The sequence below is a fragment of the Virgibacillus salexigens genome, from assembly GCF_000723585.1.
Lineage (GTDB): Bacteria > Bacillota > Bacilli > Bacillales > Amphibacillaceae > Virgibacillus > Virgibacillus salexigens.
In genome coordinates, this window is sequence record NZ_CCDP010000001.1 from 2,640,767 (window position 1) to 2,664,523 (window position 23,757).

Consider the following 23,757-nt stretch of genomic DNA (forward strand, 5'->3'; position numbering starts at 1 on the left):
ATTATACCCATCTTGTAGTAATTACTTTTTTTCTTGTATAGAAATGCAATCCATCCTTGCCATTTGCATGTAAATCACCATAGAAGGATTGTTTCCATCCAGAGAATGGAAAGAACGCCATAGGTGCAGGCACACCAATATTAACTCCAAGCATACCAGCATCAATTGTTTCACGGAATTGACGGACACTTCCTCCATCACCTGTAAAAATACACGCCCCATTAGCGAATGGAGATTGATTTGTAACACGAATTGCATCATCTAAATCCTTTACTCTAACGATCGATAATACGGGTGCAAAAATTTCATCCTGCCATATTTTCATTTCTGTTGTAACTTGATCAAAGATGGTAGGACCTACAAAGTAGCCTTCACGTTGTGCTTCAATATCATTTCTACCATCTCGCACCATTTTTGCACCTTCTGCCTCTCCTGACTGGATATACTGAAGCGTGCGCTCCTTATGTTGCTCACGAATGACCGGACCTAAAAACACTCCATCATCAAGCCCATTACCGATTTGTATTTCATTCGCTTTTTGGACTAATTCGTCAATAAATGCATCTGCAATTGAATCCTCAATTGCCACAACCGAAGCAGCCATACATCTTTCTCCAGCTGATCCAAAAGCAGCATTAAGAATTTGTGTACTAGCATTGTCTAAATTCGCATCTTGTAAAACAATCGAATGGTTTTTAGCACCAGCTAATGCTTGCACACGTTTCAGATTATCGGTACCACGCTTGTAGACATACTCAGCAACTGGTTGGGAACCGACAAAAGATATAGCAGCAACTTGATGATGATCTAATAATCCATTTACCACATCATGAGCACCGTGTACGATATTTAACACTCCATTTGGTAAACCAGCTTCTGCAATTAATTCTGCAAGCCGGTTAGCTAATAAAGGAGTACGTTCTGATGGCTTCAATACAAATGTGTTCCCAGTAACAATAGCCATTGGAAACATCCAACATGGTACCATCATAGGAAAGTTGAAAGGAGTTATTCCACCTACAACTCCGATCGGGTAACGATATACCCCTGATTCAAGCCCATTGGCAATACTTGGTAATTGTTCTCCCATCATTAATGATGGTGCACCAGCTGCAAACTCAACATTTTCAATTCCTCGTTGTACTTCCCCCTGTGCTTCCTTGAAGCTTTTCCCATTCTCAATGGTAATAATTTCAGCAAGTTCATCCCAGTGATCTACAAGTAACTGCTGATACTTAAATAATATTCGTGCACGCTTCGGTACAGGTACTTCCTTCCATGTTTGAAAAGCGTTAGATGCAGCTTCTACTGCATGATTTACATCTTCATGAGTAGAAATCGGCACATTGGCAATTACCGTGCCCGTCGCTGGATTAAAAACGTTTTCGGTTTGATTAGATGATGCCTCGATCCAAATACCTCCAACGAAGTTTTTTAGCGTTTTACTTGTTGTTTGCGTCATGGAATGCCTCCTATTTCATACTTATTAAAAAATTCATATTATACATATACTATCGTTTTTTTATAGAATTTTAAAGTTTACTTGTTTCATTTGCTTCAAAGACCTGTTTGATAATTGCTATCATAAACTCTAATTCATCATCCGTTATTGAAAGGGGAGGACAGAGTGTAATAATGTTATTAAAACCTGCTACGGTATCTCCATTCTTACCAATGATTAAACCATGATCTTTACATTCTTTAATAATTTTTGCAACACGTTCTGGCTTTGCTGGCTGTTTCGATGTTTTATCTTCCACCAGTTCTATTCCCAGCAATAACCCGATTCCTCTTATATCTCCTACATATGAGTGATTGTTCAGCTCCTGTAGTTCATTTTTCAAATGTTCGCCCAAGACCGCTGATTGACTGGTTAAATTTTCTTCTTCCATGATTTCAATATTCTTTAAAGCGACTGCACATGCTGCAGGATTCCCTCCGAATGTATTCACATGACGGAAATAATTATCGGCTGATTCATTTGTAAAAACTTCATATATATCTTTGCGAACGGCAGTCACAGATAAAGGGAGATAAGCACTTGTTAACCCTTTTGCCATTGTAATAATATCTGGCTTAATATCATAATTCATATGCCCAAACATTCTCCCAGTTCTACCAAAACCACAAATTACTTCATCAATGATTAGTAAAACTCCATGACGCCTGCAAATATCTTGAACAGCCTTGACATAAACAGGATCCGGGATTAATATGCCTCCTCCTGTGATTATTGGTTCCATAATGACAGCTGCAATTGTCTCTTCCTGCTCCCAAATTATTGTATCTTCAATTGCTTTTGCCTGTTGTAAATTATATTCCTCAATGGATAAGTGGTCGGGTTTTCGATAATTATCTGGTGGGGCCACATGTAAGAATCCTGCAGTTAACGGTTCAAATTTATACTTGCGTAATGGTTGACCTGTTGCTGATAATGCCCCCATGGAACTGCCGTGATATGCACGATACCGTGAAATTATTTTATATCTTGATGTGTCCCCTTTTTGTTCATGGTATTGCCGAGCTATTTTGAACGCTACTTCATTGGCATCTGAACCACTATTTGAATAAAAGAACATATAATCATCATCTAATAACTCATTTAACTTATCCGCAAGTTCAATTCCAGGTATATGGCTTTGAGTCATTGACATATAAGCCATTTGGTTCATTTGTTCATAAGCTGCCTTGGCAAGGACTTCTCTTCCATAACCAACATTTACACACCATAATCCAGACATCCCATCCAAATATTTATTCCCTTGATAATCAATAATCCATGAACCCTTAGCTTCCTTCGCAATAAGTGGATGTGATTTGTCGTTGTATTTTGAAATATGATGCCATACGTTTTCTTGATCTTTTTCTAAAATAGATTTCCCTTGATTTCTCACCGCTTTCATTCACACATCTCTCCTTCTTATTTACAATTTGTGTATCTTTACCAAACCTTAAATTGTACGTGTCAAATAAAAATGAAATCGTTGTTATAACTGGGCCAGAGACAATTACGATTGGATTTGACACCCTCTTGACTTTGCTACATAATTGTATTTTACAAATAATTTTTAATATTATCATTTTACAATCTGTTAAATAATTTTCATTTTACTTTGACGTTATGGAGGAATGTCTGTTGATAAGTGAATTTGAGTTAACGGTAGGTGACGTCCTGACAAGGGATCTATTCAAGAACGCGAAAGTTGTAGCTGGAGAAACTGGTTTAAAACGACAAATAAAGTGGACACATATCCTAGAGACAGAAGCATTTGATTCACTAATTAATGGATCCGAGTTAATACTTACAACTGGAATTAACCTTGAACTCGACAATTGTGCAACAACAACCTATGAGCGATTATTGCAAAAAGATGTAGCAGGAATATGTATTGAGAAAGGGCCCTATTTCAAAACAATTTCTACGGATATTAAGAGATTTGCAGATAAACATGCCTTTCCAATCATCATTTTTGAAGAGGTCGTTCGATTCGTCGATATCACACAAGATTTGCACAGCTTGCTAATTAACCAGCATCACCAAATGTTAAATCAACTAAGCACATTAACCCATAAATTTAATGAACTTTCTTTAGCGCCAAATGGTATATTAAAAATCTTACAAGCATTACATCATTATTTTGGCCAACATTCCCTCTGTTTACTTGAAGACTCAAAATCGTATTATTATCCTCCAGAATCTAAAATAGATCAAGAAAACATTCTATCCTATATATCTACGAAATTAACAAACAAACGACAATCTGGAATTATTTCTATTTATAATGAAACATTCGCCATTGCGCCAGTATTTGGATTAGGACAGATCTGGGGTTACTTATGTTTAAACATAACCAAGAATCTAAACGAAGAATTCTTGCTATCTGTGTTGGACCGAGCCTCATTAGCGATCGCCCAAATCCTATTAAGAAATCGCACCATCGAAGAAAGAAAGCTAAATTCAGAAGACGAATGTGTACGGACATTATTACAGGGAAAACCTTATAATCAAAGCGATCTACACACATTCCTCCCCGTTGCAAGTACAAATTTATACTTCCGGGTTTTTATCATCAAAACGGAATCTCCAGATTCTGTTATAGGTGAAGATAATTGGGAAGAAATTAAAATTCAACGTACCATTTTGATTCGATCCCTATTTAAACATGCCGGATATTTTCCTGCCGTTTCAGTTAGAAAAGATGAAATAGCAATTATTTGTTCATTTATAGCGGAGACACATGTTAATAAAAGTACCAAACAATTTTTACAGGTAACCAAGAATCTATTATCCGCAACATTATTAAATAATAAAATAACGTATATAGGGATAAGTGGGCTGCACCAAAATGTAAGTCATATTTCTAAGGGGTATGCCGAAGCAAACGATGTCATTTATTTAAATAAACAACAACTAAGCACTACTTATTTTCATGATAAAATAGGTATCTATCAGATTTTACTACCTTTACAAAAAGACAAACAATTACAACTTTTTATAAATGACTATATAGGTGAATTAATTTTCCTTGATGAAAATTCAGACAGTGAACTTCTTAAAACCCTAGAAGTTTATTTAGCATGCAGAGGCTCAAAAAAGGAAGCAGCAGAGAAGTTATTTATTGTAAGACAAACACTCTACCATCGATTAAGAAAGATTGAGCAATATATAGGAAAGGACTTTATGGATCCTGTTAAACGCCTTGCCATCGAAACAGCAATAAAGGCTTATTATATATTAAAGAATCGACATTATTTGGACAATAAGTAAAATACAGCAATTAATTTTTTAACATTCTGATAAAAGAATCTATTCTTTAATTACTATAAACTATAATACAACCCTCGGTTATCCAATGATTGATTGGCTTGTTACAGGAAATAAAGGTAATAAATTACAATTCAATTGAGGAGTGTTGTTTTATGAAATCTACTTTTATGTTACCGAAAACGAGAAAAGGGTGGATCAGTTTAGCCTTGATTGTTTTCGTAATCGTTCTCGGCAGCTGGCCGGTAATACCTTTCTTCAACAAGGAAACGATCGTCTTCGGGATGCCAATGCTCATGGTATGGTCTATCGTTATTATCGTTATCACTACTTCTACCTTATGGTTCATTAATAAGATAGGAGGGGTTAAATAATGACCATGTATATACCACTGCTCATTACCATTTCATATATGATTATTGCCGTTTTACTTGGATATACAGCAGGCAAGGGAAAAGATATGAATAATGCAGAAAATTGGGGTGTCGGAAGTAGAAGCATGGGACCGATAACCATGTATTTGTTAATTGCTGCCGGCGGGGTTAGTGCTTACACCTTCATGGGTTCACCCGGCTGGGCATATTCTAAAGGAGTTCCCGCTTTATACGTGGTCGTATATTTAACCTATATGGGGGTTATCGCATGGTATTTTGGACCAAAGGTTTGGGAATTAGGTAATAAATACAAATATGTTACCCAATCTGCTGCTATCTCCGATCGTTATGAGAGCAAACCATTAGGAGGTTTAGCATCCATCGTCACTTCTATCGGCGTGCTAGCTTATGCTGTACTTCAAACCACTGGCGCTGCTTATATACTTAATGTGATGAGCTATGGAATGATCCCAACATGGGTAGGAGTGTTTTTATCTTTAGGTGTGATATCTATTTACCTTTATCGAAGTGGCCTAAAAGCTATCGGTATCACCAATGCCTTCCAAGGTGGGCTTATGTTCGTCGTTTCTTGGTTCGTTGGCCTATGGGCAACCAATCAATTCACCGGAGGGTATTCTTTTCGACCAATATTTGAACGTGTTCAAGCTGATATTCCTGAATTTTTAACGTTACCTGGTGGATTAGGAGACATGAATGTTACTTTTTGGACTACTTCTATATTAATCTCGGTTTTTTCTATTTGGCAAACCCATTGGATTCAATGGATGGGAGCCGCTTCTAAACAATCTATTAAACGTGCAGCTACTTTGTTGCCAACGTTTTATATTGTGCTTATACCTATGATTGCCGTTGGATTTATTGGTATCTTCATGTACCCTAACCTGAATAATCCTGATACGGTTGCCATTCAAATGGCTGTTGATAATATGCCAGTAGTTGTCGCTGGGTTACTAGGTGCAGGTACTTTAGCGGCAGCAATGTCGTCCAGCGAACCTTGTATACATGCAACAGCTCTCAGCTACAGCAAGGACGTTTTACAGCCTTTATTTAAATGGGATGAGGTTACTGCTGGAAAATGGACAAGACGATTAATTTTCCCCATTATGGCTTTTATTATAGCACCCATCTCCATAATGGAACCTGCTAGTCTTGTATATATTTTATTAATCGGCTATGGATTCATTGGCCAAGCTTTTCCATCAATTATTGGGATGTTCTTTTGGCCAAGGGCTACAAAATACGGTGCATTCTGGGGGTTATTTGCAGGTTTTGTAGTTACTGTACTATTTTCTTTCGTTATTACCCACCCATTAGGCGTTCATGCAGGCATTTGGGGTTTGCTAATCAATACATCTGTATTTGTACTAGTCTCACTCGTTACCAAACCTGCTTCTAAGGCTACAATTGAACGTTTTTTTCCAGATCGATATGAAGAATTATATGAAGATGAACATGTTAAGAAAATGCCAGAAACTTCAGCATAGGTAAGGAGGAATTGTGATGAACAAGCAAATCTATATAAACGGTGAGATTTTTACCGTAAATGAGCAAAATCAAATTGAAGAAGCGATTGCTATTGAGGGAAATAAGATCATCGCTGTAGGAAAGAATGAGCAGATTCTACGCTTACAAGATGATACAAGTACGGTCATTGATCTACAAGGTCAAACCGTAATACCAGGATTTATTGATTCTCATCTTCATATTACGATGTACGGAACCAATGAGCTTTCGATTTCCTGTAAAAGTGAACAAATAAAATCTATTTCCGATTTACTGGATAAATTGAAAGAGCAAGTACAACTAACTCCTAAAGGAGAGTGGATTCGAGCATGGGGATATAATGAGCAAACAATGGAAGACCAACGACTGCCTACCAAGGAAGAATTAGATACGATATCTTCAGAGCATCCTATTTTAATAGCCCGCACTTGTGGTCACATCTCTGTTGTTAACAGTTATGCTTTAGACTTAGCTGGTATTAACAAACGCACCCCTGACCCATCTGGGGGGCGATTTGAGAAAAATGAATCTGGTGAACTTACTGGAACAATGATTGAAAATGCTCACATGAAGCTATTTTCTATCGCCTCATTTACCGAGCAAGAAATGACCAAAGCACATGCAGTTGCTTCAAAACAATTTGCTGCCAAAGGGATCACTTCCATTCATGATGCTACTGGTTATGGGTTAGAGAATCTTCGTATGTTACAACAAGATGCAAAAACAAATGTAATCAAACAACGTGTGTATGCAATGGTAGGTGCGCTAAGTGGTGCCGAGAACATCGTGAAGCATATGGTTGCTTCCGGTATATTCACAGGACTAGGAGACAATAAATTCCGAATCGGTCCTGCTAAGCTATTTTTAGATGGAAGCAGTAGCGGTCCAACTGTGTGGACAAGGTCACCTTACACAAGTGACCCTAGTAACTTCGGAGTTTATTATTTCACACAAGAACAAGTAGATGAATTACTCATTCCTGCCCATCAAAAAGGCTGGCAGATTACTGCACACGCTCAAGGAGATGCTGCTATAGATATGTTGCTTACGACGATTGAAAGGGCATCTGAACAGTACCCAAGAAGCAATCCTCGCCATCGGATTGAACATGCTGGCATCGCGAGCCCTGATTTAATTAAGCGAATGAAAGAGCAAGGGGTTATTCCCATTCCAAACCCGGCATTTCATTATGAATATGGTGATGGATACGTTAAAAACTACGGAGAACGTGCTGCTCAAATGTATCCTTTAGGAGATTATCTAGATGCAAGGATTCCTGCAGCAATTGCTTCGGATTGTCCTGTTACCGATTTTAATCCTCTGCGAGGCATTCATACAGCAATGACCCGGCAATCTCAGAACGGCCAAGTAATTGGAGAAAATCAACGAATTACTCTTCTGGAAGCCATCCGTATGTATACAATTAATGGAGCATATGCTTCATTTGAAGAAGATATCAAAGGAAGCATTGAACCTGGAAAATTAGCTGACCTCGTGCTCTTCGATCGTTCCCTATTGGATTGCGAGATGGATGATTTACTAAACGCACAAGTGGAATGGACGATGATTGATGGAGAACTGGTCTATCAAAAGGAAGCAGTACATGAATAAACAGAATAAGGTACACTAGTTGGGACCTCTTACGAAATCGGTTATCAGCATGGCAAAACAGCTACGAACTCAATCAATAATAGCCTTAAAACCTATGAAAAAATGTTTAGCGAAAATGCAGGAATGACTTGGGACGAAGCATGTACAAAGGCGTTATTACATGTACCTGCCATCAAGAAAAATTATCCACACTATTTAGAAGAAATGACTGGGATTGCAAATGGAGCAGGAGTAGCTTTTGAAGATATTCTTGCTCTAAATACCCGCAGTGAGATAGCTTTACTTACCTCTCCTGATGGCTGTACTTCATTTGCTCTATCAAAGCCAAAAACAAAAAAGACTTGGTTAGCGCAAAACTGGGATTGGAAGGAGTCACAAGCTGATTCGATTATTCACCTCGAAATTCAGCAATCATCTCTCCCAACCATTGAGATGATTACAGAAGCAGGAATTATTGGAAAAATAGGATGTAATAGTGCAGGAATTGGTGTCTGTTTGAATGCATTAAAAACAAATCAATGGCAACCAAAACTACCAATTCATCTTGGATTAAGAGCTATCCTTGATTCAAGAACATTTGATGAAGCCATTTCAAAAGTCGATGATAATCAAATAGCCTCAGCGGCTCATTTTTTTATCGCATCAAATTCAGAAGAATTGGTTAGTATGGAAGTATCCCCAGTTCACACAGCCAAGATCCGGCCGAGATTTGGAATGCTTCAACACACGAACCATATTTGTTCGGAACCAATGAAACAAGATATGGATGAGATAACAAAGCCTGACTCGTATCAGCGATTACATACTGCTGTAAAGCTGCTGGATACGCATCAAACCGGACAAATAAATCAAGCTACCCTTTTCCATTGGCTAGCTGATCACCAAAATTATCCTAATTCAATTTGTCGTCATAATGATCCAAATCAAGCAGAACCAGACAAGGTGGAAACGGTTTTTAGTATTGTTATGAATCTTTCAGATCATCAATTAGACTGGGTTAAAGGTAAACCATGCGAATTTGATAAATTCAAATAAGGGTAGGGGAACTTGAGTGTCCCAAACCGACAGAACCATTTTATTCGTTAAACCGATGGCATGCTTTCCGCGGGAACGGTCTCAGCTAACCCGAGTAAGAAAAATCACTCCCGGATTGAAGCATCACTACTACTTGTACTGTCCCCGCAGGAGTCATGCTTTCATTCTCTATTAATAACCATTTTATTCATTGCTTTCCGTAATAGTAATTCATCTTTTTAAAAAAAACGAATAAAAATCCCAACCAGAATCCGATTGTAACTGCGTATACTCGGATCAAAGTTCGGATTTTTCACCTAAATCACTTCGGTCTCTTCCCCGTCCTTATGACATATATTTAATAGCGACATTTTTAACTTGCGTATAATTATATAAAGCAATCCACCCTTTTTCTCTGCCAAACCCACTTTTCTTATACCCACCAAATGGCATTTGAATCCCGCCACCGGCTCCATAATTATTTATAAAAATCTGTCCGGACTGAATACGATCTGCCAAATAGTGAGCCCTACTGATATCCTTTGTCCATAAACCCGTGACTAGTCCGTATTCGGTACTATTTGCTAAAGCTAATGCTTCCTCCGTATCATTGAATGTAAACACGCTAATAACCGGACCAAATATTTCTTCCTGAGCAAGCTTGCTATTTTCTTGAACTTGATCAATAATAGTTGGCTCCATGTAAAAGCCACCTTCATTTCCTTCAATGGTTACCTGTTTTCCACCTACTAAAATGGATGCTTCTGATTTTGCCAGCGTTAAATAGGACTGAATACGCTTAAACTGCTTTTCATTTAATATCGGTCCAATATCCATGTCCTTGATTCCTGGGCCAATGGTTAACGTTTGAAAACGTTCCAGTAACCTTTCAATAAATTGGTTTTTAAATGAGGATTCAATTAGCAACCTAGAACCCGCAGAACAAGTTTGTCCTGCGTTTTGAATGATTGCTCGAGTGACACCTTCTACTGCCTTATCTAGATCGCAATCAGAAAATACAATATTTGGTGATTTTCCACCAAGTTCTAGTGTCACTGGTACAATATTTTTGTTTGCTGCATTTGCTACTGCAATCCCTGTTTCAACGGATCCAGTAAAAGTTAAATGGTTAATTAATGAGTGCGAAGATAATGCTGCACCGGCTTCATTCCCATATCCCGTAATATGATTAAACACGCCATCAGGTAAACCGACGTCATGAAAATATTCTGCAATCTTCATAGCAGTCATCGGTGTATCCTCCGCGCTTTTTACAATGACTGTATTGCCCATCGCAATTGCAGCTGCAACACTCCGCGAGAGAATCTGGATGGGATAATTCCAAGGTACAATATGGGCAGTTACTCCAATTGGTTCACGAACAACATAATCGATTATTCCTGACTCAATAGGGATGGTATCTCCCATCACTTTATCGGCTGCACCAGCATAAAACTGAAAATAACGAATTGCTGCATCAATATCAGCATATCCTTGTGATAATGGTTTACCAACATCAATTGTTTCCAATGCTGCTAGTTCATCTCGGTCTTTTTTAATCATTTCTGCAATATGATAAAGAATATCACCACGTTCATGAGGTTTTACTTTCCACCACGCCTCCTTTTCAAATGCCTGTTGGGCAGCATGTACTGCTAAATCTACATCTCCCTTTTGACCTCGTGGAATCGTAGCGATTACTTCTCCATTAGCAGGGTTTTTCACCTCAATCAATTGCTCGCTTATACTCTCTCGCCAATTTCCATTAATATACATTTTTAAATTCTTCACACCTATATTCCCCCACATCAGCTATATATTTCTACCGCCATCAACATGAACAACACTACCGGTAATCATAGCTGCCTCATCTGATAATAAGAATTTCACGGTATGTGCGATATCGACCGGTTGTAATAATTTTCCTAAAGGAACACTCTGCTCAAATACTTGCCTTTTCGATTGTTCTACATCTCCACCCGCCTTGGTAAATTTACCAAGCATTCCTGTATCCGATGGTCCAGGGTGGACGATATTTACATTGACATGGTACGGCGCAAGTTCTAGTGCTAATGCCTTTGTAAATGATTCAACTGCACCTTTTGACGCAATATAGGCTTGTAAACCTGTTCTTGGTCTAGTTGTAGATACTGATCCTATATTCACAATTGAACCTCGTTTTCTCTTTTTCATATAGCTAGCAGCTGCTTGACAAGTTAAAAATGTCATCGTCATATTCATATTCATAATTCGATGCCATTCCGCTAAGGATACTTCTTCGACAGGGGATGCCGCCTGTGCAGTACCAGCAAAATTAACTAATCCGTCAATTTCTCCAAACGCTTCGGTAGTTTCTTTTAGTACATCTTCTATCATGCCCTCCTGCAAGAGATCTCCTTGCACAGCTAGAAAATTACCAATTGCTTGATAGCGATCGTTGTCTAGATGAAGGTCACAACCTACGACATTGGCATCTTCATTTAATAGTAAATCGGCGAAAGCTCGCCCCATTCCCCCTCCTGCTCCAGTTACGATAATCGTTCGTCCTTGAAATGACATAGATTCACCTACTTTTTATACAATTTGTTAATTATTGCATCTCCTACTTCATTTGTGGTTGCTGTCCCCCCCATATCTGGTGTAATGACCTTCTTGGTAGATACTACGTTTTGAATACCGGCGAGAATCTTATCATGGATATCTTGCCTATCAAATTGCTCATACATTAATGCTAATGACCAAATCTGAGCAATGGGGTTAGCAATTCCTTTTCCCGCAATATCAGGAGCTGAACCATGTACAGGTTCAAACATGGAAGGGTAATTCCCTTCAGGATTGATATTTGCTGATGGGGAAATCCCCAATCCACCTACAATGGCAGACCCAAGATCAGATAAAATATCACCAAACAGATTAGAAGCTAAAACAATATTAAAATCATAAGGTCTTTGGACAAAATAAGCAGCTAATGCATCAATATAATATTTCTCATAATTGATAGTTGGGTATTTTTCAGCTACGCTTTCAATCGTTTGATCCCAGAATTTCATGGAATGGATAATTGCATTTGATTTCGTAGCATTCGTCAATTTTTTAAGGCCATGTTTGTTTGCATAGGAAAAAGCAAATTCTGCGACCTGAGTAACTCCCTGCCTTGTCATTACACTATTCTGAATTGCCAACTCCCTATTCTCTCCTTCAAACATCCTCCCTCCAGCATTGGAATATTCCCCCTCCGCATTTTCCCTTATCAATACAAAATCAATTGGTTTATTCACATGATGACGTAATGGATTATCTATACCATCTAATAATTTAATTGGTCGGAAGTTTACATACTGCTGAAAAGATTTACGGATTGGCATAATCATTTCCCAAATTGTAATATCATCCGGAACTCGTTCGTCCCCAATCGCACCAAAAAGAATAGCGTCATAATGCTGCAGTTGCTCTAAACCATCCTTCGGCATCATTCGGTTTGTCTGTAAATAGTAATCTGAATTCCAATCAAAGACATCGTATTCGATTTGAAATGAATCATGTTCATTAATCGCCTCTATGAGTTTTAATGCTTCATTCATAACTTCAATACCAATACCGTCACCTGGAATAACTGCGATTTTTTTACTCACTTAATCCCCTTCTTCCCTTAAAAATTGTAAAGCGGCCGTTCGATAAATCTGCGTTGTCTCCCCTAATTCTTCGATGTCAACATATTCATTAATTTGATGCGGAATATCTCGATCCCCAGCTCCAATGGTTACAATTGGAACGCCATGTATATGCAAAAATGTTCCATCCGTCGCTCCAGGAACACCATTAAAGGTTGGCTTTTTATGTAAGACCTTTTCTACAGCATGACAGACAGCAGTAACTACGGGATTTCCTTTATCTGTCTCTGTAGCAGGACGATCTTCGATAATCTCATAGGCTGCCGAAAAATGTGTATCCTGTGTTTTCAACTTTGCATATATGTGGTCAATTTTCTGAAGTAGTTCTTGATGGTCTTGATTTGGTACAGTTCGAATATCCAAGGTAACCATACAACTTTCTGGGATTACATTAATTTGGGCATCTCCTGTAACCGGTGCTTGTAGAATTGTTGGCGTTATACTTGGCCATCTTAAATAGGGGTGTTCACCATGAATGTCCTGCTCTTCTTTTTCTAATTGTTCTAACGCTGTAATTAGTTTTGCCATTCGCCAATTTGGATTAATACCACTCCAAGATATGGCACCATGAGCCATTTTTCCATGAACCGTAACCTTCAGGCGTAAAGCACCTCTTTGCGCAATACATACTTGATTTTCTTCTGGTTCACAAATAATTGCACCATCGACATCATCAGCCCAGCCCTGATTAATAAAATGTTTAATACCAAGCATTAAACTCTCCTCATCAACAGGAATACATAGAATGATCTTCCCATTAAAATGTTCCTGATCTTCAATTATCGACTGAACCGCGGTAATCATACAGGCGAGATTACCCTTTGTATCATTCGTTCCCCTTCCATACATTTTTCCATCCACAATTTCAGCACCGAAAGGCGGATAATTCCAACTCGATGGATCCCCTTCTGTTACTACGTCAGTATGCCCTTCAAACAACAATGTTTTACCAGGTTTACCAGAATCAACAATCCCAATTACATTTGGACGTCCTGGTGCAACTTCCTCCACATATACATCGATTCCAATTTCTTTTAAGTAGGCAGCTACAAACTGAGCAACTTGTTCTTCATTGCCATTTGGTTTATCTGGTCGATATACACTAGGAATACGCACAAGTTTTTGCGTCAATGATATAGCACGTTCTGTGTCTCTTTTCACTTGTTTTGATTGGACAATTTTCATTATAAGCCTCTCCTTATGCATTTTTTAATGAAGTTGCAGGGAATTCATACGCTTCTTTTTTAAATAAAAGACTAAAGACAATAAAAGCAATAAATGATAGGATTACAGGTAAGGTAACTGTATGAACACCTAGTAAATCGCCGTATGCTTGGTTATAAAAATGAATAACAATATATGTGCCTATTCCTACTATCATTGAGGCAATAGCACCTTGTTTATTGGCATATTTCCAATAAAGCCCCATCACTAATGGCCAAATAAATGCAGCCTCCAACCCTCCAAATGTAAATAAATTTAGGAAGATAAGTAATTCAGGAGGTTGTATAGCCAATAGGAAGGCTACTATTCCAAGAAGTCCGGTAAATCCCATACTGATATTCTTCATTTGTTTATCTGATGCAGTAGGCTTGATATAATTCATATAAACATCCTTCACCACGGAGGAGCTAACAAGTAATAGGAGCGAATCAACGGTAGACATCATAGCAGCCAATGGAGCTGCCAGTACAATCCCCGCAATCCATGGCGGCAATACTTCTAACGCTATCATCGGGATAACCTGATCGGCCACTTCAATTCCCGGCATGATCGGCCTTGCAAATACGCCAATAAGATGCATATTTAACATAATAACCCCGACGACTACTGTTCCTATAAGGATTGCCCGATGCATCGATTTGGCATTACGATAAGACATTGCTCTTACAGCAACTTGTGGTAGCGCCACTACCCCGACACCAACTAATATCCAGTAGGATGATATGTATAACGCTGTTAGTTGCCCATCCTGGCCATAAGGTGTAATGAGATTGGGATTCTCGCTTGCTAAATCTGCGAATAAAGCAGAAATACCCCCTCCTGAAACAACGACAGCAATTAATAAAATAAATGTACCGACTACCATTACAAAGCCTTGAATCGTATCGGTGATAGCTACTGCACGAAAACCACCGATAGTTACATATATGAGTACAGACAAGGTAAATATGAATAAGGCAGCGGTATACGATAATCCGGTTAGAGATTGAATTAAATAAGCACCACCCACCCATTGAGCTGCCATTGCAGAAAACAGAAATACGATAATACTTCCAGCGGATAATAGTACAACCGCCTTACTTTTATAGCGTTCTTTGAGAAAATCAATTAATGTTACTGCTTGAAATTTTCGAGTCACAATAGCAAACTTTTTTCCTAAAACAAGCAGTACAAAATAACCTGTAGCTACTTGGGTCATGGCTAGAAGCACCCAACCAAACCCTATGGAATAAGCTGCACCTGGTCCACCAAGAAAACTGGAAGCGCTGCCATAAGTTGCTACCATCGTCATTGCTAAGACGATCCCTCCAAATTCTCTACTACCTAGAAAATAATCACTTAAGAAAGAATCTGATTTCGCCATTTTTCGATTAGACCAGATTCCGACAAAGAATACAATCAATAGAAAAACGAGTAATGGTGTAACTACTTCCCAATTCATGCAGAGTGCACCTCTTCCTCTTCTTCAGTATCTTCCAGCGGCATATCTACTAAAACAAATTTCACAACGATAAATACCAGTAACACCATAACTAGAAAACCGACAATACAGCTAAAAAAGATCCATGCAGGAAACCCTAAAATATATGTGTACTCTTCAGGTGGCTTAGAACCAAGACCATATGCGAATCCGTACCACCATAGAATATTAATAATTGCTAATCCGCATCCAATCAGTGCTTCTCTATGAGCTACTTTATATCGAGTGTCTTCTACATACTTCTTCTTTCTCACCCCAATTCACCTCCTAAATTTTTATCTAATCGTTATAAAAATTCATATTTTCAATTTATTTATAGTATATCTATTCGTTAAACTTGAAGCATTAGACAAATTGTCAATTCCATTCGAATAAAATAAGACATAATGTAAATAAAAATGACAAAAGCAGGCAAGAATATAATCGGTTTACAACAACTTTAAAAATATTGGCTTGCATCTTTGTAAGGTTATGTCATGTACATAGATAGGTAATACACTTCCATACAGTTATAATTAGACTATCATATATCGAGGAGGTTAATTATGAAGCGAATGATTAATATCGTCATACTGGTATTCGAAGTTTTCATAAATGGAAAACAAGTTGCCAAAAAACTAAATAAGGAAACCATCTAATACGAATTCCTCAATAACCACTTTCAACGTAAAAACCACTTCTGATAAATATAGAAGTCCCTCATATAGGACTTCTATTAACCATACATAGCATTAAATATATCGCTTACTCTTTTATAATTAACATTTCGTTTTCATCAAATTCCCACATGTCTCCGTAAGCAACTTCCCAATAAAAGCCATTGGGATCTTGAAAATATCCGCTATACCCTCCCCAAAATACTTTCTCAGGGGCTTTAATAATCTTAGCGCCAGCCTGTTCTGCCACTGCAAATACATCATCGACCTCTTGCTTTGTTTTCCCATTATACGCCAACGTAATCCCCGAAAATCCGTTTCCAACTGCTGGCGGATTTTTTTCATCAATATCATTCACTAAATGATCAATCTGAAATAACGATATTTTGGTACCTGCGTTATTAAAGAAAACGACTTCTGGATTTGCTTCATCGCCATGGACGACTACATCAAACCCTAAACCATCACGATAAAACTGTAACGACTCTTTCATATTTTGAACACCCAATGTGACTAAATTTAACCGGTTCAACAAACACCCCTCCCCAAAAACTACTTCCTTACCATTTCGACCTAAATCACTAAATTCCTTTAAAATAAAATATGGTGAATGAATGCATTGTCTGAACTACGGCATGCTTCTGCGGGCATATCATCAGCTATTTTCAGGTAAGCCCTGGACCATCACGAATCGTGTTGCTCTGATGAAGTTACGGACAAGCTTAAAATTGAACAAAATCATCCGAACAATGTTGATAATCGTTCGGATGCTTCTTTATCTAAAATACTTTTGTCTCGCTTTCCTCCACTGGTATTATGCTAAAAATACAGGTGAGTACTCCACGACACCTTGAATTTCCTCCAAAGCACCTTTTTTCAGTTCTTTAACCATATACATTTCATTCATACGGAGCCGCAATATTGTACTTCGATGCTGGTTCGAAGCCAAATCTTGGGTAATACGTAGCATGGCCCATGACAATAACGACAGCATGGTTTAACTGCTGCGCCGTTTGCAACGCATTATTTATTAATGCACTACCGACACCTTGATTTTGATACGCAGGTAAGACGGATACTGGGGCTAATGCTAAGCCTTGGTATGAATGATTATCATCGTGTATCTGCACCTTTGTTAACAATATATGTCCGATAATCTTCGTTATTTTTCTCATAGACGATAGCTAAATCAGCAATATATTCATTGGATTTACGTAAATCATGAACCAGCTGATGTTCTTTTTTTTGCTATACGGGGCGTACTTAAATGCTTGCTTGGTTACATTCTTTGTTTGTTTGTAATCGGTAGCTTTTTCTTTTCGAATCGGCATTTTATCCCCCCTAATGATGGTCTTATTTATTTTAAAGGGGATGGTTAAAAAAACCAATTATTTGCTACATGTAAAAACTCGAAAACCTAACTTATCTTTTAATGTTTCCGTTAGTTCTTGATGAAAAGCCAATAGATCAAACGTTTCGTCATTGACCTCTTGAGAAAGATCGAAATCATTAGCGTCCTCTATATCAAGTTCATTCGCAGATAAAATTGGCTGCTGCATATGAATGTTTTCAAACCCTGCTTGTTTCAATCTTATTTCCCATTCAGATTCAGAAATTAACTCAGAAAATCGATAAAATGCAGTTACCATTTCAACTTCTTCTTTCGTTAGTTCTTGTTCCACCACCATTTCAATGGCTAACAGCTTACCACCTTGTTTGACCGCATGGGAAACACGAGGAAGCGATTGATTGAGATCAGTAAAAGAGAGCACAGATTCCGATAAGACCATATCATATTGTTTGTCTACAGATAGACACTCAACATCAGCCGTTAAAACCGTTATTGGTAGATCTCTAGATAAAAACCGTTTCTTTGCTTTTTCCAACATGACTGGATTATAATCTACAGCAGTAACTCGGCACCGATAGGTATCTGCAATATAGGCGGCTGTCTGACCCGTCCCACAACCGATATCCAATACAGAAGTTTGTTCATCCATGTTTTCTTTTGTTAATAATGTTTTTGTTAAATACAAACCACCTGGATGAGCACCACCGACACCTAACAAAGCTAAACCTTCAAGATAATCTAATCCCATTCCACTTCATCTCCTCTCATTCTTCTACATTACTTTATGTTAAAACTGCTTGTAGAGACACTTATCTATAGAGGCAAATTCATTCTTTACATGGTTTTTTCTTATGAATAGCAGAATCTGAATACGAATATTTGTTCGTTACCCTCTGGAAATTCATATGAAAATAATGATATAATAAGCAAATCAGTGTGTAGAGATATTGGTCTTTGACCAAAAATATATGTCTTATGATACATCTGCCATCTGAAAAATTTTAAAATGGAGATGATCATATGCATGAAGAAACAAGATTACCACGAAACGGAAAGGAATTTGCATTATTCTTAGCTATCATATCGATACTATCTGTAAATATCATTGCCCCTTATGGGATTTGAATTTGGATTTAGTAAAGATGTGTATATTAGAACCTTACAAGTAATTCCTTTTGTATGGATTTGTGTCATTTTATTAGTAACCCTTGTTGCAAATCCAATTGTTAATCAACTTGTACAAAAATTTGTGGCTCCCGCAGACGGTTTTAATGCGAGAGTTTTATTTACGATCTTATTTAGTGTAACGATTCTTTCGATTTTATTAACAGTAAGTGGAACTTGGATTGGTTTGAGAGAGATTAGTATGGAACCGATCCGCACATTCTTTTATGACTGGCCGCGTAACTTTTTCATTGCATTCTGGGTTGAAGCGTTAATTGCACAGCCAATAGCAAGGTTTACGATGAAAAAATTGCATGTAAGTCAGGAACGAAAAGCTGTAAATGCTTCATAAAAATCAAAATGACAAGTGTCAAAAGCCGATTGATTTAAAAAACAATCGGCTTTTTTCATGCTCCACTTTCTTTCAACCTTTGAAACATCTACTTTATAAAACATATGCTATCACAAGTATCTATTAGTGAAGGAGATCGTTCAATGAGTGTCATTCGCACAGATCGCTGGTTAGAGAAAAATTACAAACACCCAATGAAAGTGATAAAACAGCTAGAAAAAACATTTTCTGGTGTTGATGCAGCAGACATTTATGCTCACCTTACGCAATTTGGCCTATCATTGGAGCCAAAGCACATCAAGCAATTAACAGAAACAAACCACTGGAAAATTGTTGAAAAAGATTATAATTATTTAAAAGAAATTTGGAAAGGTCCCAATATTCCTATTTTTATCTTTCCATCAAACGCAGCTAACCGTAAATTAAAACAGGATTATAACAGTAAGGCTGGTTTGACTTTCAAGGATAAGATTTTTCTATTTCTAGCTGAAATAAATACAGAATCCGAAATCAAGGCATTATTTACCCATGAATACAACCATACCTGTCGTTTAAATCGTTATCCTAAGCAAGAACAGGCTTACACATTACTGGATACGATTATATTGGAAGGGCTAGCAGAAAACGCAGTACGTGAAAGACTAGGGGATGAACATACAGCGATTTACACCGGAAGTTATAACGACGAAGAATTAAAGCAAATGTGGGAGAAGATTATTATGCCAAATCACCACGTTCTCAAAAGCGATCGAAAGCACCAGCAGTTACTATATGGATTTCATTTTTATCCGAAAATGGCTGGGTATTGTGTTGGTGATTACCTTGTAAGAAAGTATATGAATAAACATAAGATATTGACGAAAGATTTATTTCACTTGAAAACTGAAGACATAGCTGAATTGGGGAAAATAGAAGAATGATATTGGGGGATTGAATTGAATTTATGAAAACCACCGCATACGTTTTAAAACCATACGGTGGTTGAATAGAAAAGATCATTACTTTCAAAGAACTTATGTTCTGTTTATGGAACAGTTTAATAAACCCGTCCATTGCTTGACTTCTATAATATTAGTATAACTTAAAGCTAAATATAAGTCTATATTTTTTCAGAAAATTGTTTTAATGTAAGGGTACTTATTTTTTCACACCGATTTGATAGGAGGCGTTCACATGCAATGGGTAGCTTGGGATCAGAATTTAAAAATCCGATTAATTGGAGAAACATTGTTTAATATGCTGTTTTGGATGTATTTTCCCTTTCTTACTATCTATTTTAGTGAGGCTCTAGGTAAGATGACTGCAGGTATTATGATGACCGCTCCTTCTATAATTAGTATTATCGGCAGCATGTTAGGCGGTTATTTAGCCGATCAGTTTGGCAGACGCTCTACAATGCTAATTGGATCCTTTCTACAGGTAGGTATGTTTGCATTATTTGCACTCTCTATTTCGCATTGGATTGATTATATTGCATTTATTACCATAAGTTTTGGAAAATCACTTTATCGACCTGCTAGTGCAGCAATGGTAGCTGATCTGGTACCCAAAGCGAAACGTCGCAGGGTGTTTGCTACTTTTGCAACAGCAAATAATCTTGGTGCTGTTTTTGGGCCAGTGATTGGTGCAGTGTTATTTTTTAATTACCGAAGTGAACTTTTATGGTCTTGTACATTAATAACGCTTTTATATTCTCTCGCCATCCTCTCTTTGATACGTGAAACCATGCCAGATCCCCAGAGGAAGCATGAACATACATACAATATGTGGTTACTTTTAAAGGAACAATTCTTGAACTACCGATTAATCTTCCGTGATAAAGCCTTTTTTCTATATATTTTAGCTGGAGTTTTTATAACTATTTCTATTATGCAATTGGATCTATATTTGGCAATATACGTGAACGATTATGTTCCTTCTCAAGCATTGTTTCACTGGAAAGGATGGTCGCTGACCCTTGATAGTGAGAAAGTTTTCGGATGGATGATCGGTTTAAATGGATTGTTATTCGTACTATTTATCATACCCGTCACCAAACAATTAGAAAATTGGAGCGATCGAAATGCACTTGTTCTATCAGCAATATTATCAGGCATAGGCATGTTTTTGGTAGGGTTAGCAGCTAATGTATGGTTATTATTTATCTTTACAGTAATCCTTACACTAGGAGAAATCATACATGGACCAGTAGTTCAAAATTTTGTTAGTAATTATGCCCCTAAAACTGCGAGAGGACAATACATGGGAGCCGCTGACCTACAGTTTTCTATTGGACGATTTATAGCGCCATTGACAGTCATCCTTTCCACTTCTTTCTCACCACTTATCGTGTTCGGATTTATACTGTCATGTGCCATCATAAGCGCATCGATCTATGTACAATTATTTAAGATCATTGCTATTGATAAAAAAATACAGTCTTCTAGCACGTAGAACAACGTACTTACTAGCACTTTAACTTTTTTAGTTGGATGTAAAAACAAAATCAGTAAGCACGAAACGCCTTAAACCTACATCTGCCATTCAGGGCGTTTCAAAGTTAGAAATCACCCTATTTACTTCTTCAAACCATACATTAAAAATATCATCAGGTAATAGTTCGTCATCATTTGTATAAATGAAGTCATATCTATAGTTCGCTATTAAACTATTCTGCTTCACATTATAATGTAACTTTATCTCTGTAGGCATTTCTCTTCCATATTCTTTACATTTTTCATGAATTTTTTCTAAGTTTTCAAGTCCAATATCTAAAACAGCTTCTTGCCTTTTTTTCAGAGGTATCATAAAGCAATTCTTTCTTACTCGTGCTTATGCTATTTACTGCATCATTTAAGTTATGCTTAAAAACAAACTGACTATTTATTTTTAAAAAAATACGTCAAAAACATACATTTCTGGCTCATAGGAAACAGTAAATGTAAATATCCTCTGCTTCATTTTCAACGTATTCTAAACAAATACCTACCATATCTGCTTGTAATTCAGAAAAGTAATCTTCAAATACTTTACTCAAGTCAATCACCCCTAATTTTTTAATCTTACTTTCTTAATCACACCGTCCATATTATATTTATTTTATTTCAAAGCTTGTCGGCCTTAATCTAGTTCCATCATAATTGACTTTAACGTTAACTGAAACGTGCTTTCTTTCTTCAATTGCTTTTAGCCCATTTATTCTCAAACTTCTTATATTTACTTAAATCAACACTGCTTGATTGAGGAACAAGTTTATCATCCGGAGATCCCCCAACCCTATCACCAGCTAAATGTCCAGCATGGTCTCCAGATTCTTTTCCTGGTGTATTTGATTTATATCTAATATAATTAGCTTGTATTAAGTAACGTAAATTTAAAAATTTTGTAACGCTTTTAGCGAATATCGAGAATTGTACTTTCGTAAATGCTTTTCCTTGCGTTGTTTGATAACCTTCCTTATTTAATGCTTCTGCCAACCTAGACAGTGACCATTTCATATGTATCTGTCTAAGCTCAAACAATCGTTTCACTACTTCTGCATGACTGTTATGTATCTTTAGTTCCTTCTCACCCTTTTGTTTCATATAGCCAAATGTTGCCCTTCCTCCTGCATAACCACCCTCCTTCGCCTTTTTATTTCTCCCTTTCGTTAGTTTGAGAGCAATTTCAAGCCGTTGGTATTGGTCCAATAACTCCATTAAGCCATTGCGTTGGGATCTTTTTATGGATACTATAAAATGGCTGTTCAATACTTTTAATATCACAGCCATATTTCTTTAGCTCTCGTTGTATCAACACCTTACAATATCTGACCGCCATAAGCGACTTGTGTTCAGCACCACCACATAATCAATTTGGATAGACGAAAGGTGAGCCAACATTTCTTGTAAGCCCACCCTATCAATTTCTAATGCTTCTTCATTCAGTTTTGCGCCACTAATTCCTTCATCTCTAAAAATATGAATCAAGTTAAAACCCTCTTCTTCACAGTATGCTTTAATTTCATCTTCTTGAAATTTCAAGCTATATCCATCTCTTGCTTGCCCTTGAGTGGAGACTCGTATATGCCCAACAACGTTCAACTTTTCACCCTCCCGTTACATAAATTTTAATTATTGTAACGCTTTTTAACGAATAGCGAGTATTATACGACCGTCTCTTGTAAAAATACAACTATAAGTTAATTTTCTTATACAATAAAACAGCACCTATAATATACGTTACCCATTGTTTATCGCCACGAGCTTTGTCATTGTATTTAGTTTGTGGGTTTTGCAGTATCATAAGTGTTCCTACCACTTAAAATGTTATCTTGCCTGTTTATCGTACTTCTCACAAAATCCAAATATAAAATCAATACTCCATGATGATACTACCTTCATGAGCTATGAGTTTCAGTAAAGCAATATCCAACATCGTCCAAATTTGAGGTTTCTAAAAAACAAAAACACCTGATTCCTAATAAGGCAATCAAGTGCTTATTGTTAATTCTGTAACATACTCCCTAATATTACTGAACTGGTCCCATAAATTCAGTAATTATAAGAATATGTTCCTTCAGTTTGACTTTTTTTAGATTCTCTACTTTTTCT

The 23,757-nt window shown here is 37.2% G+C and carries 21 protein-coding genes and 3 pseudogenes; 8 read left to right on the top strand and 16 right to left on the bottom strand.

Going from position 1 to position 23,757, the window contains the following annotated elements; translation table 11 throughout:
• Position 1: 1 nt before the first annotated feature.
• A complete protein-coding gene (locus BN990_RS12740; RefSeq protein ID WP_021291812.1) occupies positions 2-1,462 on the bottom strand; it encodes a CoA-acylating methylmalonate-semialdehyde dehydrogenase in 1,461 nt (486 codons plus the stop codon).
• Positions 1,463-1,532: 70 nt separating this feature from the next.
• Positions 1,533-2,903 (bottom strand): aspartate aminotransferase family protein, encoded by a 1,371-nt coding sequence (locus tag BN990_RS12745; RefSeq protein WP_021291813.1) that lies wholly within the window; start codon positions 2,901-2,903, stop codon positions 1,533-1,535.
• A gap of 233 nt (positions 2,904-3,136) precedes the next feature.
• Between BN990_RS12745 and BN990_RS12750 the strand changes: the two genes are divergently transcribed.
• The 5 genes and pseudogenes from BN990_RS12750 to BN990_RS12770 all read left to right on the top strand — a co-directional run.
• Entirely contained in the window at positions 3,137-4,768 is a 1,632-nt protein-coding gene (locus tag BN990_RS12750; RefSeq protein ID WP_232620902.1) for a PucR family transcriptional regulator, read from the top strand.
• Between the two features lie 152 nt (positions 4,769-4,920).
• Positions 4,921-5,139, top strand: a complete 219-nt coding sequence (locus BN990_RS12755; protein WP_038244624.1) for a hypothetical protein — start codon at positions 4,921-4,923, stop codon at positions 5,137-5,139.
• On the top strand, positions 5,139-6,644 hold the full coding sequence (locus tag BN990_RS12760; protein ID WP_021291816.1) for a sodium:solute symporter family protein: 1,506 nt from the start codon (positions 5,139-5,141) through the stop codon (positions 6,642-6,644). The genes BN990_RS12755 and BN990_RS12760 overlap by 1 nt, the downstream gene beginning before the upstream one ends.
• A 16-nt stretch (positions 6,645-6,660) precedes the next feature.
• Complete coding sequence (locus tag BN990_RS12765; RefSeq protein ID WP_021291817.1) at positions 6,661-8,274, top strand: amidohydrolase; 1,614 nt, start codon at positions 6,661-6,663, stop codon at positions 8,272-8,274.
• A gap of 33 nt (positions 8,275-8,307) precedes the next feature.
• Positions 8,308-9,309: pseudogene (locus BN990_RS12770) on the top strand (C45 family autoproteolytic acyltransferase/hydolase); the annotation flags it as partial.
• A gap of 324 nt (positions 9,310-9,633) precedes the next feature.
• On the opposite strand, the gene BN990_RS12775 reads toward BN990_RS12770, so the two are convergent.
• The 10 genes from BN990_RS12775 to BN990_RS12815 all read right to left on the bottom strand — a co-directional run bounded on the left by BN990_RS12775 (position 9,634) and on the right by BN990_RS12815 (position 18,418).
• A complete protein-coding gene (locus BN990_RS12775) occupies positions 9,634-11,079 on the bottom strand; it encodes an aldehyde dehydrogenase family protein (protein WP_021291819.1) in 1,446 nt (481 codons plus the stop codon).
• A 21-nt stretch (positions 11,080-11,100) separates the two neighbouring features.
• On the bottom strand, positions 11,101-11,847 hold the full coding sequence (locus tag BN990_RS12780) for an SDR family NAD(P)-dependent oxidoreductase (protein WP_038244639.1): 747 nt from the start codon (positions 11,845-11,847) through the stop codon (positions 11,101-11,103).
• Positions 11,848-11,855: 8 nt separating this feature from the next.
• The gene (locus tag BN990_RS12785; protein WP_021291821.1) at positions 11,856-12,920 is read right to left on the bottom strand and encodes a tartrate dehydrogenase; all 1,065 of its coding nucleotides are present in this window, start codon (positions 12,918-12,920) and stop codon (positions 11,856-11,858) included.
• A complete protein-coding gene (locus BN990_RS12790) occupies positions 12,921-14,144 on the bottom strand; it encodes a M20 family metallopeptidase (protein WP_021291822.1) in 1,224 nt (407 codons plus the stop codon).
• A 13-nt stretch (positions 14,145-14,157) separates the two neighbouring features.
• On the bottom strand, positions 14,158-15,624 hold the full coding sequence (gene panF, locus BN990_RS12795) for a sodium/pantothenate symporter (RefSeq protein WP_038244645.1): 1,467 nt from the start codon (positions 15,622-15,624) through the stop codon (positions 14,158-14,160).
• Complete coding sequence (locus tag BN990_RS12800; RefSeq protein ID WP_021291824.1) at positions 15,621-15,917, bottom strand: YhdT family protein; 297 nt, start codon at positions 15,915-15,917, stop codon at positions 15,621-15,623. The genes panF and BN990_RS12800 overlap by 4 nt, the downstream gene beginning before the upstream one ends.
• A 490-nt stretch (positions 15,918-16,407) precedes the next feature.
• The gene (locus tag BN990_RS12805) at positions 16,408-16,851 is read right to left on the bottom strand and encodes a VOC family protein (RefSeq protein ID WP_021291826.1); all 444 of its coding nucleotides are present in this window, start codon (positions 16,849-16,851) and stop codon (positions 16,408-16,410) included.
• A gap of 367 nt (positions 16,852-17,218) precedes the next feature.
• The gene (locus BN990_RS23485; protein WP_234447086.1) at positions 17,219-17,494 is read right to left on the bottom strand and encodes a GNAT family N-acetyltransferase; all 276 of its coding nucleotides are present in this window, start codon (positions 17,492-17,494) and stop codon (positions 17,219-17,221) included.
• Positions 17,495-17,503: 9 nt separating this feature from the next.
• The gene (locus BN990_RS23490; protein WP_234447085.1) at positions 17,504-17,650 is read right to left on the bottom strand and encodes a hypothetical protein; all 147 of its coding nucleotides are present in this window, start codon (positions 17,648-17,650) and stop codon (positions 17,504-17,506) included.
• Positions 17,651-17,707: 57 nt separating this feature from the next.
• Positions 17,708-18,418 (bottom strand): class I SAM-dependent methyltransferase, encoded by a 711-nt coding sequence (locus BN990_RS12815; protein ID WP_021291829.1) that lies wholly within the window; start codon positions 18,416-18,418, stop codon positions 17,708-17,710.
• A 366-nt stretch (positions 18,419-18,784) separates the two neighbouring features.
• Here BN990_RS12815 and BN990_RS12820 point away from each other — a divergent pair, with 366 nt between their 5' ends.
• The 3 genes from BN990_RS12820 (at position 18,785) to BN990_RS12830 (ending at position 21,619) form a co-directional block, all read left to right on the top strand.
• Positions 18,785-19,186 (top strand): hypothetical protein, encoded by a 402-nt coding sequence (locus BN990_RS12820; RefSeq protein WP_337588253.1) that lies wholly within the window; start codon positions 18,785-18,787, stop codon positions 19,184-19,186.
• Between the two features lie 143 nt (positions 19,187-19,329).
• Entirely contained in the window at positions 19,330-20,106 is a 777-nt protein-coding gene (locus BN990_RS12825; protein ID WP_038244655.1) for a DUF2268 domain-containing protein, read from the top strand.
• Positions 20,107-20,359: 253 nt separating this feature from the next.
• The gene (locus tag BN990_RS12830) at positions 20,360-21,619 is read left to right on the top strand and encodes an MDR family MFS transporter (RefSeq protein ID WP_038244658.1); all 1,260 of its coding nucleotides are present in this window, start codon (positions 20,360-20,362) and stop codon (positions 21,617-21,619) included.
• A gap of 90 nt (positions 21,620-21,709) precedes the next feature.
• Here the strand turns inward: BN990_RS12830 and BN990_RS23495 are convergent, their stop codons facing one another.
• The 4 genes and pseudogenes from BN990_RS23495 to BN990_RS23690 all read right to left on the bottom strand — a co-directional run.
• Positions 21,710-21,973 (bottom strand): hypothetical protein, encoded by a 264-nt coding sequence (locus tag BN990_RS23495; protein ID WP_306465035.1) that lies wholly within the window; start codon positions 21,971-21,973, stop codon positions 21,710-21,712.
• Between the two features lie 368 nt (positions 21,974-22,341).
• The gene (locus BN990_RS23185; protein ID WP_234448075.1) at positions 22,342-22,569 is read right to left on the bottom strand and encodes a DNA/RNA non-specific endonuclease; all 228 of its coding nucleotides are present in this window, start codon (positions 22,567-22,569) and stop codon (positions 22,342-22,344) included.
• Positions 22,570-22,575: 6 nt separating this feature from the next.
• A pseudogene (locus BN990_RS23190) lies at positions 22,576-23,247 on the bottom strand (recombinase family protein); the annotation flags it as partial.
• Between the two features lie 428 nt (positions 23,248-23,675).
• Positions 23,676-23,757: pseudogene (locus BN990_RS23690) on the bottom strand (T6SS immunity protein Tdi1 domain-containing protein); the annotation flags it as partial.

Coding starts and splice junctions, on each gene's coding strand:
- BN990_RS12765 (WP_021291817.1), top strand. CDS start 6,661: ATGAACAAGCAAATCTATATAAACGGTGAGATTTTTACCGTAAATGAG.
- BN990_RS12740 (WP_021291812.1), bottom strand. CDS start 1,462: ATGACGCAAACAACAAGTAAAACGCTAAAAAACTTCGTTGGAGGTATT.
- BN990_RS12825 (WP_038244655.1), top strand. CDS start 19,330: ATGAGTGTCATTCGCACAGATCGCTGGTTAGAGAAAAATTACAAACAC.
- BN990_RS23495 (WP_306465035.1), bottom strand. CDS start 21,973: ATGATACCTCTGAAAAAAAGGCAAGAAGCTGTTTTAGATATTGGACTT.
- panF (WP_038244645.1), bottom strand. CDS start 15,624: ATGAATTGGGAAGTAGTTACACCATTACTCGTTTTTCTATTGATTGTA.
- BN990_RS12820 (WP_337588253.1), top strand. CDS start 18,785: ATGGGATTTGAATTTGGATTTAGTAAAGATGTGTATATTAGAACCTTA.
- BN990_RS12790 (WP_021291822.1), bottom strand. CDS start 14,144: ATGAAAATTGTCCAATCAAAACAAGTGAAAAGAGACACAGAACGTGCT.
- BN990_RS12755 (WP_038244624.1), top strand. CDS start 4,921: ATGAAATCTACTTTTATGTTACCGAAAACGAGAAAAGGGTGGATCAGT.
- BN990_RS12760 (WP_021291816.1), top strand. CDS start 5,139: ATGACCATGTATATACCACTGCTCATTACCATTTCATATATGATTATT.
- BN990_RS23485 (WP_234447086.1), bottom strand. CDS start 17,494: ATGAGAAAAATAACGAAGATTATCGGACATATATTGTTAACAAAGGTG.
- BN990_RS12745 (WP_021291813.1), bottom strand. CDS start 2,903: ATGAAAGCGGTGAGAAATCAAGGGAAATCTATTTTAGAAAAAGATCAA.
- BN990_RS23490 (WP_234447085.1), bottom strand. CDS start 17,650: ATGCCGATTCGAAAAGAAAAAGCTACCGATTACAAACAAACAAAGAAT.
- BN990_RS12830 (WP_038244658.1), top strand. CDS start 20,360: ATGCAATGGGTAGCTTGGGATCAGAATTTAAAAATCCGATTAATTGGA.
- BN990_RS12780 (WP_038244639.1), bottom strand. CDS start 11,847: ATGTCATTTCAAGGACGAACGATTATCGTAACTGGAGCAGGAGGGGGA.
- BN990_RS12815 (WP_021291829.1), bottom strand. CDS start 18,418: ATGGGATTAGATTATCTTGAAGGTTTAGCTTTGTTAGGTGTCGGTGGT.